General features: G+C 69.7%; 14 protein-coding genes. 10 read left to right on the plus strand and 4 right to left on the minus strand.

Translation table 11 applies throughout. The features are described from left to right. Positions 1-14: 14 nt before the first annotated feature. The 4 genes from hemF to upp all read right to left on the minus strand — a co-directional run bounded on the left by hemF (position 15) and on the right by upp (position 4,019). Positions 15-935 carry an oxygen-dependent coproporphyrinogen oxidase gene (gene hemF, locus MBR110_RS06565; protein ID WP_014723389.1) on the minus strand — a complete coding sequence of 307 codons (921 nt, stop codon included), beginning with the start codon at positions 933-935 and terminating at the stop codon, positions 15-17. A gap of 118 nt (positions 936-1,053) precedes the next feature. Continuing rightward, a complete protein-coding gene (gene purD, locus MBR110_RS06570; RefSeq protein WP_011885576.1) occupies positions 1,054-2,331 on the minus strand; it encodes a phosphoribosylamine--glycine ligase in 1,278 nt (425 codons plus the stop codon). Between the two features lie 105 nt (positions 2,332-2,436). Continuing rightward, a complete protein-coding gene (locus tag MBR110_RS06575) occupies positions 2,437-3,165 on the minus strand; it encodes a YebC/PmpR family DNA-binding transcriptional regulator (RefSeq protein WP_011885575.1) in 729 nt (242 codons plus the stop codon). Between the two features lie 203 nt (positions 3,166-3,368). Beyond that, positions 3,369-4,019, minus strand: coding sequence for a uracil phosphoribosyltransferase (gene upp, locus MBR110_RS06580; protein ID WP_011885574.1), 651 nt, complete (start codon positions 4,017-4,019; stop codon positions 3,369-3,371). Between the two features lie 228 nt (positions 4,020-4,247). On the opposite strand from upp, the gene MBR110_RS06585 reads away from it, so the two are divergent. From MBR110_RS06585 to MBR110_RS06630, 10 genes are all read left to right on the plus strand, one after another. Beyond that, positions 4,248-5,027 (plus strand): SDR family oxidoreductase, encoded by a 780-nt coding sequence (locus tag MBR110_RS06585; RefSeq protein ID WP_041493976.1) that lies wholly within the window; start codon positions 4,248-4,250, stop codon positions 5,025-5,027. Positions 5,028-5,079: 52 nt separating this feature from the next. Further along, a complete protein-coding gene (locus MBR110_RS06590; RefSeq protein ID WP_014723386.1) occupies positions 5,080-5,472 on the plus strand; it encodes a methylglyoxal synthase in 393 nt (130 codons plus the stop codon). A gap of 177 nt (positions 5,473-5,649) precedes the next feature. Continuing rightward, positions 5,650-6,624: a quinone oxidoreductase family protein gene (locus MBR110_RS06595; RefSeq protein ID WP_034194052.1), complete on the plus strand. Its 975-nt coding sequence runs from the start codon at positions 5,650-5,652 to the stop codon at positions 6,622-6,624. A gap of 356 nt (positions 6,625-6,980) precedes the next feature. Continuing rightward, entirely contained in the window at positions 6,981-7,073 is a 93-nt protein-coding gene (gene kdpF / locus MBR110_RS06600) for a K(+)-transporting ATPase subunit F (protein WP_006752209.1), read from the plus strand. Beyond that, positions 7,070-8,875 carry a potassium-transporting ATPase subunit KdpA gene (kdpA, locus tag MBR110_RS06605; RefSeq protein ID WP_034194054.1) on the plus strand — a complete coding sequence of 602 codons (1,806 nt, stop codon included), beginning with the start codon at positions 7,070-7,072 and terminating at the stop codon, positions 8,873-8,875. The genes kdpF and kdpA overlap by 4 nt, the downstream gene beginning before the upstream one ends. 52 nt (positions 8,876-8,927) lie before the next feature. Continuing rightward, the gene (gene kdpB / locus MBR110_RS06610) at positions 8,928-11,012 is read left to right on the plus strand and encodes a potassium-transporting ATPase subunit KdpB (protein ID WP_041493868.1); all 2,085 of its coding nucleotides are present in this window, start codon (positions 8,928-8,930) and stop codon (positions 11,010-11,012) included. Between the two features lie 25 nt (positions 11,013-11,037). Beyond that, on the plus strand, positions 11,038-11,619 hold the full coding sequence (gene kdpC / locus MBR110_RS06615) for a potassium-transporting ATPase subunit KdpC (protein WP_014723380.1): 582 nt from the start codon (positions 11,038-11,040) through the stop codon (positions 11,617-11,619). A 223-nt stretch (positions 11,620-11,842) separates the two neighbouring features. After that, positions 11,843-14,845, plus strand: coding sequence for a DUF4118 domain-containing protein (locus tag MBR110_RS06620; protein WP_181709229.1), 3,003 nt, complete (start codon positions 11,843-11,845; stop codon positions 14,843-14,845). Beyond that, positions 14,838-15,536, plus strand: coding sequence for a two-component system response regulator KdpE (gene kdpE, locus MBR110_RS06625; RefSeq protein ID WP_011885566.1), 699 nt, complete (start codon positions 14,838-14,840; stop codon positions 15,534-15,536). The genes MBR110_RS06620 and kdpE overlap by 8 nt, the downstream gene beginning before the upstream one ends. Positions 15,537-15,635: 99 nt before the next feature. Beyond that, positions 15,636-15,911, plus strand: coding sequence for a putative hemolysin (locus tag MBR110_RS06630; protein WP_181709230.1), 276 nt, complete (start codon positions 15,636-15,638; stop codon positions 15,909-15,911). Positions 15,912-16,060: the final 149 nt, after the last annotated feature.

Genomic DNA, 16,060 nt, shown 5'->3' on the forward strand with positions numbered 1-16,060 from the left:
GTTGAGGCGGCCGGTCAGACCCAGTCGCGCGGCACGAGGAATTCCGCGAGACGCGCTTCCGCCGAGCCGGGCGCCGGTTGCCAGTCGTAGCGCCAGGTGGCCACCGGCGGCATCGACATCAGGATCGACTCGGTCCGGCCGCCGCTTTGCAGCCCGAACAGCGTGCCGCGGTCGAACACCAGGTTGAATTCGACGTAGCGGCCGCGCCGGTACGCCTGGAACTCGCGCTCGTGCTCGCCGTACGGCAGCGCCGCGCGGCGCTCGACGATCGGCAGATACGCGTTCAGGAACGCGTCGCCGACGCTTTGCATCATCTCAAACGAGCGTTCGAAACCGGGTTCCGAGAAATCGTCGAAGAAGATCCCGCCGATGCCGCGCGTCTCGTTGCGGTGCTTCAGGAAGAAGTACTCGTCGCACCAGGTCTTGAAGCGCGGGTAAAGCTCGGCGCCGAACGGGTCGAGCGCGGCCTTGCAGGTCTGGTGGAAATGCCGTGCGTCGTCCTCGAACGGATAAACCGGTGTCAGATCCATGCCGCCGCCGAACCAGAAGACCGGCGCTTCGCCGGGCTTCGTCGCGATCAGCATGCGCACGTTCATGTGGACGGTCGGGCAGTACGGGTTGCGCGGGTGCAGCACCAGCGACACGCCGAGCGCCTCGAAGCCGCGGCCGGCCAGCTGCGGGCGCGCGGCGCTCGCCGACGGCGGCAGCGCATCGCCCGCGACGTCGGAAAAACCGATGCCCGCGCGCTCGAACACGCGGCCGCCTTCGAGAATCCGCGTGCAGCCGCCGCCGCGCAGCCGCTCTTCAGGGCCGCGCTGCCACGCGTCGGTCGCGAGCGGCGTGCCGTCGAGCGCGCCGAGCGCGTCGGCGATGCGTGTCTGCAGGCCCTGGAGATACGTGCGCACGCGCGCTACGTCGTAGGTCGAATCGGTCATGTCTGGACTGGGCGCTCCCGCCGCAGGCGGGAGTCGCAAAAAAGGACGTCTGCCGGCCATTCTAGCGAACCCGGCAGCAGGGGCCGCCGGCTGCTCGCGCAGCGCGGCGGTGGCGGCATCACGTGCTCTTGCGGTTCAGCGCGCGAAAGCCGATGTCGCGGCGGTACTGCATGCCTTCGAAATTGATCTGGTTGATCGCGTCGTACGCATGCTGCTGCGCTTCGCGCACCGAATCGGCGAGGCCGACCACGCACAGCACGCGGCCGCCGGACGTGACGAGCTTGTCGCCGTCGAGCGTCGTGCCCGCATGGAACGTCACCGCCTGCTCGGTTTCGGCCGGGATGCCGTTGATGCGGTCGCCCTTGCGCGGCGCATCCGGATAGCCGTGCGCGGCCAGCACCACGCCGAGCGCGGTGCGGCGATCCCAGTCGAGCTCGACCGTGTCGAGCGTGCCCGCGATCGCCTGTTCGACGACCTTCGAGAAATCGCTCTTCAGGCGCGCCATGATCGGCTGCGTCTCGGGGTCGCCCATCCGGCAGTTGAATTCGAGCGTGCGCGGATTGCCGTCCTTGTCGATCATCAGGCCCGCATACAGGAAGCCCGTGAAGCGGATGCCGTCCTTCTCCATGCCGCGCACCGTCGGCATGATGATCTCGCGCATCACGCGCGCATGCATTTGCGGCGTGACGATCGGTGCGGGCGAATACGCGCCCATGCCGCCCGTGTTCGGGCCGCGGTCCTCGTCGAGCAGGCGCTTGTGGTCCTGGCTGGACGCGAGCGCGAGCGCATGCTTGCCGTCGACCATCACGATGAAGCTCGCTTCCTCGCCGTCGAGGAATTCCTCGATCACGACGCGCGCGCCCGCATCGCCGAGCTTGTTGCCCGACAGCATCATGTCGACTGCCGCGTGCGCCTCTTCCAGCGTCATCGCGACGACCACGCCCTTGCCGGCCGCGAGGCCGTCGGCCTTCACGACGATCGGCGCGCCCTTGGCGTCGAGGTACGCGTGCGCGGCGGCTGCATCGGAGAAGGTTTCGTAGTCGGCGGTCGGAATGCCGTGGCGCTTCATGAACGCCTTCGCGAAATCCTTCGAGCTTTCGAGCTGCGCGGCTTCGCGGGTCGGGCCGAACACCTTCAGGCCGCGCGCGCGGAACAGGTTGACGATGCCGGCCGCGAGCGGCGCTTCCGGCCCCACCAGCGTGAACGCGACGCCTTCGCTTTCCGCGAAATCGGCCAGCGCGTCGAGCGACGTGATGTCGACGTTCTTCAGACGCTCGTCCTGCGCCGTGCCGCCATTGCCCGGCGCGACGTAGACCATCTGGACGCGCGGCGATTGCGCGAGCTTCCACGCCAGCGCATGTTCGCGGCCGCCGGAACCGACGACGAGTAGTTTCATGGGATTCCCCGCAGACTAGAAAACAGGGCGGCCGGCACGCTCAGGCGCGCCGGCCGCGAAATCGGTCGGGCCGCCGTCGCCACGAGGCGCACGGCGGCCGGCATCTCATTCCTCGACGATGACGGCGTTCGTATACACCTCCTGCACGTCGTCGAGGTTCTCGAGCGCGTCCAGGAGCTTCTGCATCTTCGCCGCATCGTCGCCGGTGAATTCGACTTCGTTCTGCGGCTTCATCGTCACTTCGGCGAGTTCGGCCTTGAAGCCGGCGGCTTCGAGCGCATCCTTCACCGCCGAGAACGCCTGCCAGTCGCACAGCACTTCGATCGAGCCGTCGTCGTTGGTGCTGACGTCGTCCGCGCCGGCCTCGAGCGCCGCTTCCATCAGCGCATCTTCCGACGTGCCGGGCGCGAACAGGAACTGGCCCACGTGATCGAACATGAACGCGACCGAGCCGTCGGTGCCCATGTTGCCGCCGAACTTCGAGAACGCGTGGCGGACTTCTGCGACCGTGCGCGTGCGGTTGTCGGTCAGCGTGTCGACGATGATCGCCGCGCCGTTGATGCCGTAGCCTTCGTAACGGATTTCTTCGTAGTTCGCGCCGTCCGCGCCGCCGACGCCGCGGTCGATCGCGCGCTTGACGTTGTCCTTCGGCATGTTCGCGTCGGCCGCCTTGTCGACCGCGAGACGCAGCCGCGGGTTCGAGCTCGCGTCGCCGCCGCCGAGGCGCGCCGCGACCTGGATTTCCTTGATCAGGCGGGTCCAGATCTTGCCGCGCTTCGCGTCGGCCGCTGCCTTCTTATGCTTGATGTTGGCCCATTTCGAATGACCAGCCATACCTTTCTCCGTGCCCGGGCGCGTGGCGCGGGCGATTGTGCCAATGTGTCGTTGAATCGGCGGCCGTATCGGCGGGCGTGATGCCGCGGGGCCGCGCGTGTCGAGTGGAACGGGATTTTATCACGCGCAGACCGTCGCTTCGGGGCCGCCGCGCTTGGCCGAACGGCCGGCGCAGGGCCACGCGGCCCCGTGCGGCATGCGGGTCAGTTCTTGGTGCCGAACAGGCGGTCGCCCGCGTCGCCGAGGCCCGGCACGATGTACGCGTGCTCGTTCAGGTGCGAATCGAGCGACGCGACGTACAGCTTCACGTCCGGATGCGCGTCCTGGAACACCTGCACGCCCTCGGGCGCGGCCACCAGCGCGACGAACACGATGTTCGCGGCCGGCACGTTGCGGCGCTTGAGCACGTCCACCGCATGCACGGCCGAATAGCCGGTCGCGACCATCGGGTCGCACAGGATGAACACGCGGTCTTCCAGGTCGGGCAGGCGCACCAGGTATTCGACCGGGCGGTGGTCGTCGGCGCGGTACACGCCGATGTGGCCGACGCGCGCCGACGGCACGAGGTCGAGCAGGCCGTCCGACATCCCGATGCCGGCCCGCAGCACCGGCACGATCGCGAGCTTCTTGCCCGCGATCACCGGCGCGTCGACCTCGACGAGCGGCGTGGCGACGCGCCTGGTCGTGATCGGCAGGTTGCGGGTGATCTCGTAGCCCATCAGCAGCGTGATCTCGCGCAGCAGCTCGCGGAACGTGCGCGTGGACGTGTCCTTGTCGCGCATGTGGGTCAGCTTGTGCTGGATCAGCGGGTGATCGAGGATGAAGAGATTCGGGAAACGGCTGTCCTGTTTCATGACGGGGTGCCTTGACGGCAAAAGGGAATGGGGGGCGAAGCCGGCGCCGGGCCGGCCGTCGCCGATGGCCGCAATTTTACCAAGGCGGGCCATCCGATCCGGATATTATCGACGTCTCACGACAATCCGCGCGCCGCACCGGCCGGCGCCCGCCCGTTCGCGACCGTTCGCCGGTCCGGCGCCGCGGGCCGGCCTACCGCGGCGCGCGTCGCCATGAAGGAATCGACGATGGATCTCGGCATCGCAGGAAAGACCGCGCTCGTCTGCGCGGCGAGTAAGGGCCTCGGGCGCGGCTGCGCGGAAGCGCTGGCCGCCGAAGGCGTGAACCTCGTGATCGTCGCGCGCACGCGCGACACGCTCGAGCGAACCGCGGACGAGATCCGCGCGGCGTCGAACGTGTCGGTTGCCACGGTCGCGTGCGACATCACGACGCCCGACGGCCGCGCGGCCGCGCTCGCCGCGTGCCCGCAGCCGGACATTCTCGTGAACAATGCCGGCGGCCCGCCGCCCGGCGACTTCCGCGACTTCTCGCACGACGACTGGATCCGCGCGCTCGAGTCGAACATGCTGACGCCGATCGAGCTGATCCGCGCGACCGTCGACGGGATGATCGCGCGCGGCTTCGGCCGCATCGTCAACATCACCAGCTCGGCCGTGAAGGCGCCGATCGACGTGCTCGCGCTGTCCAACGGCGCGCGCTCGGGGCTGACCGGCTTCGTCGCGGGCCTCGCGCGCAAGGTGGCCGGGCAGGGCGTGACGATCAACAACCTGCTGCCGGGGCTGTTCGACACCGACCGGATCGCGACCACGCTTGCCGCGGCGGCGAACGCGCAGGGCGTGACGGTCGACGAGCTGCGCGCGCGCCGCACGCGGGACATCCCGGCCGGGCGGCTCGGCACGCGCGCCGAATTCGGCGCGGCATGCGCGTTCCTGTGCAGCGTGCATGCCGGCTACATCACGGGCCAGAACTGGCTGCTCGACGGCGGCGCCTATCCGGGCACGTTCTGAGCCGCCGCGCCGCTTCCCCCACGACGACAACCGAACCAAGAAGGAATCGCAGATGAGCAAACCCCGCATCGCATTGATCGCGCACGACGCGAAGAAGGACGAGATCGTCGCGCTCGCGGGCCAGTACCGCGACACGCTCGCGCAATGCCGGCTGGTCGCGACGGGCACGACCGGTGGGCGCATCGCCGCCGCGCACGGGCTCGAGGTCGAGCGCAAGCTGTCGGGGCCGCTCGGCGGCGATCTCCAGATCGGCGCGGAGCTGGCCGACGGCCGCGTCGACGTCGTCGTGTTCCTGCGCGACCCGATGACCGCGCAGCCGCACGATCCCGATATCACCGCGCTGGTGCGCGCGTGCGACGTGCACGACGTGCCGGTCGCGACCAACGTCGCCACCGCGCGGATGCTGCTCGACGATCTGGCGCGCAACATGCAGGACGTCTGCTAGGCCCGCTTGCCCCTGCTCGCGGCAGGGCCGTGCGCTGCGCGCGGCGACGCGCGAGAATCGGGCGTCGGGCGTCGGACTGCGCGACGGCCGCCGGCGCGTGCCTGCACCGGCCGTCGCCGGCCCGCGCGGCGGCGCGCGAACCTTCCCTTGAAGCATTCACCCACGAGGAGCGAAACGATGCCGAAAGCAATCCGATACGACCAGCCGGGCGGCCCGGAGGTGATGAAGTGGGTCGACGTCGAGGTCGGCGAGCCGAAGGCGGGCGAGGTCCGCATCCGGCAGCACGCGGTCGGCCTCAACTACATCGACGTGTATTTCCGCACGGGCCTCTATCCGCAACCGCTGCCCGGCGGCCTCGGCATGGAGGCGGCCGGCGAAGTGACGGCCGTCGGCGACGGCGTGAGCGCGCTCAAGGCCGGCGACCGGGTCGCCTACGTCGGCCAGCCGCCCGGCGCGTATGCGCAGGAGCGCGTGATGCCGGCCGAGCGGCTCGTGAAGCTGCCCGACGCGATCGGCTACGACGACGCGGCGTCGGTGATGCTCCAGGGGCTCACCGCCCACTACCTGCTGCGCCGCACTTATCCGGTGAAGGCCGGCGACACCATCCTGATCCATGCGGCGGCCGGCGGGGTGGGGCTGCTCGTGTGCCAGTGGGCGAAGGCGCTCGGCGCGACCGTGATCGGCACGGTCGGCTCCGACGAGAAGGCCGCGCTCGCGAGCGCGCACGGCTGCGATCATCCGATCGTCTACACGCGCGAGAACTTCACGCAGCGCGTGAAGGAGATCACCAATGGCGCGGGCGTGCCGGTGGTCTACGACTCGATCGGCAAGGACACCTACATCGGCTCGCTCGACTGCCTCGCGCCGCTCGGCTACTTCGTCAGCTTCGGCAATGCGTCGGGGCCGCTGCCGCCGATCGACTCGAAGGAATTCTCGTCGCGCGGCTCGCTGTTCTTCACGCGCCCGACGCTGTTCTCGTACATCGCGAAGCGCGCCGATCTCGAAGCCGCGGCCGCCGAGCTGTTCGACGTGATCCTGTCGGGCAAGGTGAAGACCAGCATCAACCAGCGCTATCCGCTCGCGGAAGTCGGCCGCGCGCACGCCGACCTCGAGTCGCGCAAGACCACCGGCTCGACCGTCCTCGTGCCGTGACGCCGCGCCTGCGTGCCGGCGCTGCGCCGGCACGCAGCGTGGCGACGCCGGCGGCGGCCGAACGTGCGGCCGCCGGCGCCTCTTCGATTCCCTCGCTCCCGCGCGCCGGCCATCTCGCCGCTGCTGCGCCGGCCGCTCGCCGCGCGCCGCGTTTACGCGTTTTTTATACCGCCCCGATCACCTTTGACCCGTCCTTTACGCACGTTCCCATAAGGTTCTAGTCGTCCGATTACGACGACGGAGAACACAAAAATGGATGGGGTTTTCATCGGCGCACTGGTGCTGTTCACCGCGCTGATCCTCGGCTTGCTTGCCGGTTGCGAGAAGCTCGCGCAATCCGGCCGCGGGGGACGCGCATGACCTGGATGCTTTGGCTCGCGGGCGCCTCGACGGCCCTGCTGTTCGCGTATCTCGTGTTCGCGCTGCTGCGCGCGGAGGACATCGAATGAACGCGAACGACGTGTTTCAGATCGCGCTGTTCATCGTCGTGCTGCTCGCGGCCGCGGTGCCGGTCGCGCGTTACCTGACGGGCGTGATGGACGGCAGCTCGCGCGTGGTGCGCGTGTTCGGGCCGCTCGAGCGCGCGCTGTACCGCATCGCCGGCGTCGATGCGGGCACCGAGATGAACTGGAAGCAGTACGCGCTCGCGACGATCGCGTTCAACGCGCTCGGCGCGCTGTTCCTGTACGGGCTGCTGCGGCTGCAGGGCGTCCTGCCCGGCAATCCGCAGCAGTTCGGCGCGATGACGGCCGACGGCGCGTTCAACACCGCGGTCAGCTTCGTCACCAACACTAACTGGCAGGACTACACGCCCGAGCAGACCGTCAGCTATCTGACGCAGATGCTCGGCATGACCGTGCAGAACTTCCTGTCGGCCGCGACCGGGATCGTCGTCGTGATCGCGCTGATCCGCGGCTTCGCGCGCCATACGGCGCAGACGATCGGCAACTTCTGGGTCGACCTCACGCGCGTGACGCTGTACGTGCTCGTGCCGATGGCCGCGCTGGTCGCCGCGCTGCTGATGAGCCAGGGCGTGATCCAGAACATGAAGGCATACCAGGACGTGCCGGTGCTGCAGGCGAGCACCTATGCGGCGCCGAAGCTCGACGCGCAGGGCAACGCGGTGAAGGACGACCACGGCAATCCGGTCACGGTGCCGACTCCGCTCGTCAAGCAGACGCTCGCGATGGGACCGGTCGCGTCGCAGGAAGCGATCAAGATGCTCGGCACCAACGGCGGCGGCTTCTTCAACGCGAACTCCGCGCATCCGTACGAGAACCCGACGCCGTTCGCGAACTTCGTGCAGATCTTCTCGATCCTGATCATCCCGGCCGCGCTGGCGCTGGTGTTCGGCCACATGATCGGCGATCGCCGGCAGGGTGTCGCGGTGCTCGCGGCGATGACGGTCGCGTTCGCGATCGCGCTCGGCGTCGAGGTGAGCGCCGAGCAGGCCGGCAATCCGACGCTCGCGGCGCTGCACGTCGACCAGCAGGCGAGCGCGCTGCAGCCGGGCGGCAACATGGAAGGCAAGGAGACGCGCTTCGGCATCGCGCAGACGGGCATCTTCACGGTCGCGACCACCGCCGCGTCGTGCGGGGCGGTCGACACGATGCACGATTCGCTGACGCCGCTCGGCGGCCTCGTGCCGATGCTGCTGATGCAGCTCGGCGAGGTGATCTACGGCGGCGTCGGCTCCGGCCTTTACGGGATGCTCGTGTTCGCGCTGCTGGCGGTGTTCGTCGCGGGCCTGATGATCGGCCGCACGCCCGAATACGTCGGCAAGAAGATCGAGTCGTACGAGATGAAGATGGTGTCGATCGTCGTGCTGCTCACGCCGCTGCTCGTGCTGGTCGGCACGTCGATCGCGGTGCTCGCCGACGCCGGTCGGGCCGGCATCGCGAACCCCGGCCCGCACGGCTTCTCGGAGATCCTGTACGCGTTCAGCTCGGCGGCGAACAACAACGGCAGCGCGTTCGCGGGCCTGACGGTCGGCACGCCGTTCTACAACTGGACGACCGCCATCGCGATGTGGTTCGGCCGCTTCGGCACGATCGTGCCGGTGCTGGCGATCGCCGGCTCGCTCGCCGCGAAGAAGCGCATCGCCGCGACGAGCGGCACGCTGCCCACGCATGGGCCGCTGTTCGTCGTGCTGCTGCTCGGCACCGTGCTGCTGGTGGGCGCGCTGACCTACGTGCCGGCGCTCGCGCTCGGGCCGGGCGTCGAGCACCTGATGATGTGGCTGGGCGCGTGACGCGCGCGCATCGCGACACGTTGACAAGACTGAAGAGATTGAAGAGATCGCCATGACTCAACATTCCGCAACACGGTCCATGTTCGATCCGGCGCTGCTGCGCCCGGCGATCGTGGATTCGTTCAAGAAGCTCACGCCGCGCACGCAGCTGCGCAATCCGGTGATGTTCTGCGTGTACGTCGGCAGCATCCTGACGACCATCCTGTGGATCGCGGCGCTCGCCGGCCAGGCCGAGGCGCCCGCGGGCTTCATCCTCGCGATCGCGCTGTGGCTGTGGTTCACGGTGCTGTTCGCGAACTTCGCCGAAGCGCTCGCGGAGGGGCGCTCGAAGGCGCAGGCCGCGTCGCTGCGCAGCGCGAAGAAGGACGTGATGGCCAAGAAGCTCAACGAGCCGCATCCGAAGTCGCCGATCCGCATCACGACGGCGTCGGACCTGCGCAAGGGCGACGTCGTGCTGGTCGAGACCGGCGACGTGATTCCGGCCGACGGCGAAGTGGTGGACGGCGTCGCGTCGGTCGACGAATCGGCGATCACCGGCGAGTCCGCGCCGGTGATCCGCGAGTCCGGCGGCGACTTCTCGTCGGTGACGGGCGGCACGCGCGTGCTGTCCGACTGGATCGTCGTGAAGGTCACCGCGAACCCCGGCGAGGCGTTCCTCGACCGGATGATCGCGATGGTCGAGGGCGCGAAGCGCAAGAAGACGCCGAACGAGGTCGCGCTGACGATCCTGCTGGTCGCATTGACGATCGTGATGCTGCTCGCGACCGCGACGCTGCTGCCGTTCTCGATGTTCTCGGTCGAGGCGATGAAGTCCGGCCACGTGGTGACGATCACGGTGCTCGTCGCGCTGCTGGTGTGCCTGATTCCGACCACGATCGGCGGGCTGCTGTCCGCGATCGGCGTCGCGGGCATGAGCCGGATGATGCAGGCGAACGTGATCGCGACGTCGGGCCGCGCGGTGGAAGCGGCCGGCGACGTCGACGTGCTGCTGCTCGACAAGACCGGCACGATCACGCTCGGCAACCGTCAGGCGTCGGCGTTCGTGCCGGCGCCGGGCGTGACCGAGGAAGCGCTGGCCGACGCCGCGCAGCTGTCGTCGCTCGCCGACGAAACGCCGGAAGGCCGCAGCATCGTGGTGCTGGCCAAGGAGCGCTTCAACATCCGCCAGCGCGACCTCGCGCAGCTGCAGGCGACGTTCCTCGGCTTCTCCGCGCAGACGCGGATGAGCGGCGTCGATCTGCCCGGCCGCGAAATCCGCAAGGGCGCCGCCGATGCGATTCGCCGCTACGTCGAGCTGCACGGCAGCCGCTTTCCGGACGACGTGCGCCGCGCGGTCGACGAGGTCGCGCGCCGCGGCAGCACGCCGCTCGTGGTCGCGGAGCTGCACGACGGCGCCGCGCGCGTGCTCGGCGTGATCGAGCTGAAGGACATCGTGAAGGGCGGCATCAAGGAGCGCTTCGCGGAGCTGCGCAAGATGGGCATCAAGACGGTGATGGTGACCGGCGACAACCGGCTGACGGCCGCGGCGATCGCGGCGGAGGCGGGCGTCGACGATTTCCTCGCGGAAGCCACGCCGGAAACCAAGCTCGCGACGATCCGCGAACACCAGGCGGCCGGGCGCCTCGTCGCGATGACCGGCGACGGCACCAACGACGCGCCGGCGCTCGCGCAGGCCGACGTGGCGGTCGCGATGAACACCGGCACGCAGGCGGCGAAGGAGGCCGGCAACATGGTCGACCTCGACTCGAACCCGACCAAGCTGATCGAGATCGTCGAGATCGGCAAGCAGATGCTGATGACGCGCGGCTCGCTGACGACCTTCTCGATCGCGAACGACATCGCGAAGTACTTCGCGATCATCCCGGCCGCGTTCGTCACCACCTACCCGCAGCTGCGCGTGCTCGACATCATGCATTTGACGTCGCCGGCGTCGGCGATCCTGTCGGCAGTGATCTTCAATGCGCTGATCATCGTCGCGCTGATCCCGCTCGCGCTGAAGGGCGTCGCCTACCGGCCGCTCGGCGCCGCGACGCTGCTGCGCCGCAACCTGCTGGTGTACGGGCTGGGCGGCGTGCTGCTGCCGTTCCCGTTCATCAAGCTGATCGACATGACGCTCGCCGCGCTCGGCTGGGCCTGAGCGCACCGGATTCGAAGGAACCCTCATGAAAACGTTGATTCGCCCGCTGGTCGTGATCTTTGCCGTGCTGACCGTCGTGACGGGCATGGCCTATCCGGCCGTGATGACCGCGTTCGGTCAGGCCGTGTTTCCGGCGCAGGCCGACGGCAGCCTGATCGAGCGCGACGGCCGGGCCGTCGGCTCCGCGCTGATCGGCCAGCCGTTCGATGCGCCGCGCTACTTCTGGGGCCGCTTGTCGGCCACCGCGCCGATGCCGTACAACGCGGCCGGCTCCGGCGGCTCGAACCTCGGGCCGCTCAATCCGTCGCTCGCCGAGCAGGTGAAGGCGCGCATCGCCGCGCTGCGCGACGCGGGCACCGATTTGTCGAAGCCGGTCCCGGTCGACCTCGTGACGGCGTCCGCGAGCGGTCTGGACCCGGACATCACGCCGGCCGCGGCCGCGTACCAGATCGAGCGCGTCGCCAAGGCGCGCAAGCTGACGGCCGACGCGGTCGCGCAGCTCGTCGCCGCGAACACGACGGGCCGCCAGTTCGGCGTGCTCGGCGAGCCGCGCGTGAACGTGCTGAAGCTGAACCTCGCGCTCGACGCGGCGCAGGGCGGGCATTGAGCCGGGCGGGCGCGCTGGGCGTGGCTTGCGGCGAGGTGAGTCGGAAGCTACGTCAATCGCAAGCCGCCCGCCACAGGCCGCAAGCCGCGCGCGCCGTGAGCCGCCAAGCCGCAAGCCGGTCTCGCCCTGAACGACGGCGCGTGCGCCGTCTTTGCCTTTTGCGGCGATTTGGAACAACAATGCCGGTACTCGCGCGCAGTCCGGCGCTTCGCCTTCCTCCCGGATGAACCGTCCCGATCCCGACCAACTCCTCGACAAGCTGCAGCGAGATGCGGCAAAGCAGCGGCGCGGCCAGCTCAAGGTCTTCTTCGGCGCGTCTGCCGGCGTCGGCAAGACCTACGCGATGCTGCAGGCCGCGCGTCAGCGCAAGCAGGACGGCGTCGACGTCGTCGTCGGCATCGTCGAGACGCACGGCCGCAGCGAAACCGCCGCGCTGCTCGATGGGCTCGACGTGCTGCCGCTCGCCCATATCGAGTATCGCGGCCGCACGCTCGCCGAATTCGATCTCGACGGGGCGCTCGCGCGTGCGCCGCAACTGATTCTCGTCGACGAGCTCGCGCATTCGAACGTGCAGGGCGCGCGCCATCTGAAGCGCTGGCAGGACGTCCACGAGCTGCTCGATGCGGGCATCGACGTCTACACGACCGTCAACGTCCAGCATCTCGAGAGCCTGAACGACGTGGTGGGCGCGATCACCGGCATTCGCGTGTGGGAGACGGTGCCCGACCGTGTGTTCGACGCGGCCGACGAGGTCACGCTGGTGGACCTGCCGGCCGAGGAGCTGCTCGAGCGGATGCGCGACGGCAAGGTGTATCTCGCGCAGCAGGCCGAGCGTGCGGTGCGCAACTTCTTCCGCAAGGGCAACCTGATCGCGCTGCGCGAGCTCGCGCTGCGGCGCACGGCCGACCGCGTCGACGCGCAGATGCGCGAGTACCGTGCCGATCGCTCGATCCAGCGCATCTGGCAGGCGCGCGAGCGGCTGCTCGTGTGCATCGGGCCGGGGCCGGAGGCGCCGACGCTGGTGCGCGCCGCCGCGCGGCTCGCCGCGAGCCTGAAGGCCGACTGGATCGCCGCGTACGTCGAGACGCCGCGGCTGCAGCGGCTGCCCGACGCGCGCCGGCAGCGCACGCTCGATGCGCTGAAGCTCGCGGCCGAGCTCGGCGCGGAGACGGCCACGCTCGCGGGCGACGACGCGGTCGCCGCGCTGATCGGCTATGCGAAGGTGCGCAACGTGTCGAAGATCGTCGCGGGCGGTTCGCCGAAGGTCGGCGTCGTGCGGCGCTTCGCGCGGCCGTTCGGCGAGCAGCTCGCCGAGCGCGCGGGCGACGTCGATCTGATGCTGATACGCGCGTCGGCGAGCGACGAGGTGCGCGCGGCGCCGCTCGACGCGCGCGCGCGCGACTGGCGCGACGCGTTCGCGCAGTTCGGCACGCGGCGCTCGCCGCCGCGCCACTACCTGTACGCGGCCGCGATCTGCGCGGCGATCACCGGCTTGGCGAGCGTCGTGTCGGGGCGGCTCGACCTGACCAACCTCGTGATGCTGTACCTGCTCGGCGTCGTGTTCTCGGCCGTGCGGCTCGGGCGCGGGCCGGGCGTGCTGCAGTCGTTCCTGTCGGTCGCCGCGTTCGACTTCTTCTTCGTGCCGCCGCGCATGTCGTTCTCGGTGAGCGACACGCAATACCTGCTGACCTTCTTCGGCATGCTGCTCACGTCGCTCGTGATCAGCCATCTGACGTCGACGCTCACGCGCCAGGCGAGCGTCGCGCAGCGCCGCGAGCGTCGCACCGGCGCGATCTACGCGATGGCGCGCGAGCTGGGCGCCGCGCTGACGACCGAGCAGATCGTCGAGATCGGCAGCCGTCACGTGAGCGAGGTGTTTCGCGCGCGCGTCGCGTTTCTGCTGCCCGACAGCGCCGACCAGGTGCGCCAGAAGATCGAGGACCCGGACGCCGCCGTCACGCTGACGGGCGCCGAGCTCGACAGCGACGTCGGGCAATGGGTGTACGACCAGCAGAAGCCGGCCGGCCGCGGCACCGACACGCTGCCCGCGACGGCCGCGCTGTATTTGCCGCTGAAGGCGCCGATGCGCACGCGCGGCGTGCTGGCGGTCGTGTCGCGCGAGCCGCACGAGCTGGAGGTGCCCGAGCAGCAGCGGATGCTCGATGCGTTCGCCGCGCAGATCGCGCTCGCGCTCGAACGCGTGCATTACGTCGAGATCGCGCGCGATGCGCTCGTCAACATGGAGTCCGAGCGGCTGAGGAACTCGCTGTTGTCGGCGATTTCGCACGACCTGCGCACGCCGCTCACCACCATCGTCGGCTTCTCGTCGATGCTCGCGAACGGGCGCGCGGCGGGGGAGGGGGCATCTGCGTCGCTCGCATCGCCTGCTTCGCCGGAGTCATCCGCTTCGCCGGTGTCATCAGCGGCACCAGCGGCACCGACGACACCGACGACACCCGCGCCACCCGCGCCACCCGCGCCACCCGCGCCACCCGCGCCACCCGCACCCCTCGACGCCGCCGCTGCCCAGCGCTTGGCGCAGCGCGAACGCGAGCTCGTCGACGCGATCCACGACGAGGCGCTGCGGATGACGGGCATCGTCACGAACCTGCTCGACATGGCGCGGCTGCAGGCTGGCAGCCTGCAGATCAAGCGTCAGTGGTCGCTGCTCGAGGAAACCGTCGGCGCGGCGCTCGCCGCGTGCAAGCGCGTGCTCGCGCGGCATCCCGCGCGCGTGTCGCTGCCGGCCGACCTGCCGCTGCTGCAGATGGACGCGGTGCTGATGGAGCGGCTGTTCACGAACCTGTTCGAGAACGCCGCGAAATACACGCCGGCCGACGCGCCGATCGAGATCGGCGCCGAGCGTGTGAGCGACGACGGCCAGCCGTTCGTGCGCGTGTACGTCGACGATTACGGCCCCGGTCTGCCGCACGGGATGGAGACGCGCATCTTCGACAAGTTCACGCGCGGCGAGAAGGAATCGGCGACGCCGGGCATCGGGCTCGGCCTCGCGATCTGCCGCGCGATCGTCGAGGCGCACGGCGGTAAAATCGGCGCGCTCAACCGCACCGCGCCCGACGGACGCGTGACGGGCGCGCGCTTCTGGTTCACGCTGCCGGTCGACACGCCGCCGGCGGTGCCGGCCCCACCCGATGACGACATCGACGACGAAATCGACGCGCCCGGCGCATCGTTCCCCTCCGAGCCCTTGCCTGACCATGACTGAACCGAGCCTGACCGTCGTCCTGATCGAGGACGAGAAACAGATCCGCCGCTTCGTGCGCGCCGCGCTCGAAGAGGACGGCATCGCCGTATTCGACGCGGAGACGGGCAAGCAGGGGCTGATCGACGCGGCGACGCGCAAGCCCGATCTCGTGATCGTCGACCTCGGGCTGCCCGACACCGACGGCCTCGACGTGATCCGCGAGCTGCGCGGCTGGTCGGAGGTTCCGGTGATCGTCCTGTCCGCGCGCACGCAGGAAGACGAAAAGGTCGCCGCGCTCGACGCCGGCGCCGACGACTACCTGACCAAACCGTTCGGCGTATCGGAGCTGCGCGCGCGCATCCGTGCGCAACTGCGTCGGCGCAACCAGGGCGGCGCGAGCGAATCGCCGAAGGTCGCCTTCGGCGGCGTGAGCGTCGATCTCGCGCTGCGCCAGGTGTGGCGCGACGGCGAGATCGTGCATCTGACGCCGCTCGAATACCGGCTGCTCGCGACGCTGGTGCGGCATGCGGGGCGCGTGCTCACGCACCGCCAGTTGCTGCGCGACGTGTGGGGGCCGTCGCACGTCGAAAGCCATCACTATCTGCGCATCTACATGGCGCACCTGCGCCAGAAGCTCGAACGCGATCCCGCCCAGCCCGAGCACATCGTGACCGAGACGGGGGTCGGCTACCGGCTCGTCGGCGTCGCGTGATGCGCGGTGCGTGATGCGTGACGCAGCGAGCGGTGCCGCACACACGGCCCGATTCCCCGTTATGCTGAGCGCTGCATGAACGAAACCGAGGAGGGTGCCATGTCCGTCCGTCTGGTCGTCATCTGTGCGCTGGCGCTCGTCGGGCCCGGCGCGTTCGCACAGCCGCTGCCGCCCGGGCAGGCGGCGCAGCCGGTGCTCGCGAACCCCGCGACCGTCAATTGCGAGAAGCTCGGCGGCCGGCACGTGGTGCGCACGCTACCGCGCGGGCAGGTCGGGATGTGCGTGTTCAAGGACGGGCGCGTGTGCGACGAATGGGCGCTGTACCGCGACGACCGCTGCGTCGGCGACGCCGGCGCGGCGCGCGTCTCGAACTGAGCGCTCGGCCGCTGCGGCGAACCGGGCTGTGGTGTGGCCGCCGGCGTTCATCGGCTACACCTGGCCCAGCTCGGTCCCGACCGGTTCCCGCCGCTCGGGCAGTCCGCGCCGCCGTTGCTATACTCGGCGCCGCCCGGGGACGGCCCCGG

The sequence above is a fragment of the Burkholderia sp. MBR-1 genome, assembly GCF_013822785.1.
In the GTDB taxonomy this organism is placed as follows: Bacteria; Pseudomonadota; Gammaproteobacteria; order Burkholderiales; family Burkholderiaceae; genus Burkholderia; species Burkholderia vietnamiensis.

Coding starts and splice junctions, on each gene's coding strand:
- kdpC (WP_014723380.1), top strand. CDS start 11,038: ATGAAAACGTTGATTCGCCCGCTGGTCGTGATCTTTGCCGTGCTGACC.
- kdpA (WP_034194054.1), top strand. CDS start 7,070: ATGAACGCGAACGACGTGTTTCAGATCGCGCTGTTCATCGTCGTGCTG.
- kdpE (WP_011885566.1), top strand. CDS start 14,838: ATGACTGAACCGAGCCTGACCGTCGTCCTGATCGAGGACGAGAAACAG.
- MBR110_RS06595 (WP_034194052.1), top strand. CDS start 5,650: ATGCCGAAAGCAATCCGATACGACCAGCCGGGCGGCCCGGAGGTGATG.
- kdpB (WP_041493868.1), top strand. CDS start 8,928: ATGACTCAACATTCCGCAACACGGTCCATGTTCGATCCGGCGCTGCTG.
- MBR110_RS06590 (WP_014723386.1), top strand. CDS start 5,080: ATGAGCAAACCCCGCATCGCATTGATCGCGCACGACGCGAAGAAGGAC.
- MBR110_RS06575 (WP_011885575.1), bottom strand. CDS start 3,165: ATGGCTGGTCATTCGAAATGGGCCAACATCAAGCATAAGAAGGCAGCG.
- MBR110_RS06630 (WP_181709230.1), top strand. CDS start 15,636: ATGTCCGTCCGTCTGGTCGTCATCTGTGCGCTGGCGCTCGTCGGGCCC.
- kdpF (WP_006752209.1), top strand. CDS start 6,981: ATGACCTGGATGCTTTGGCTCGCGGGCGCCTCGACGGCCCTGCTGTTC.
- MBR110_RS06585 (WP_041493976.1), top strand. CDS start 4,248: ATGGATCTCGGCATCGCAGGAAAGACCGCGCTCGTCTGCGCGGCGAGT.
- hemF (WP_014723389.1), bottom strand. CDS start 935: ATGACCGATTCGACCTACGACGTAGCGCGCGTGCGCACGTATCTCCAG.
- purD (WP_011885576.1), bottom strand. CDS start 2,331: ATGAAACTACTCGTCGTCGGTTCCGGCGGCCGCGAACATGCGCTGGCG.
- upp (WP_011885574.1), bottom strand. CDS start 4,019: ATGAAACAGGACAGCCGTTTCCCGAATCTCTTCATCCTCGATCACCCG.
- MBR110_RS06620 (WP_181709229.1), top strand. CDS start 11,843: ATGAACCGTCCCGATCCCGACCAACTCCTCGACAAGCTGCAGCGAGAT.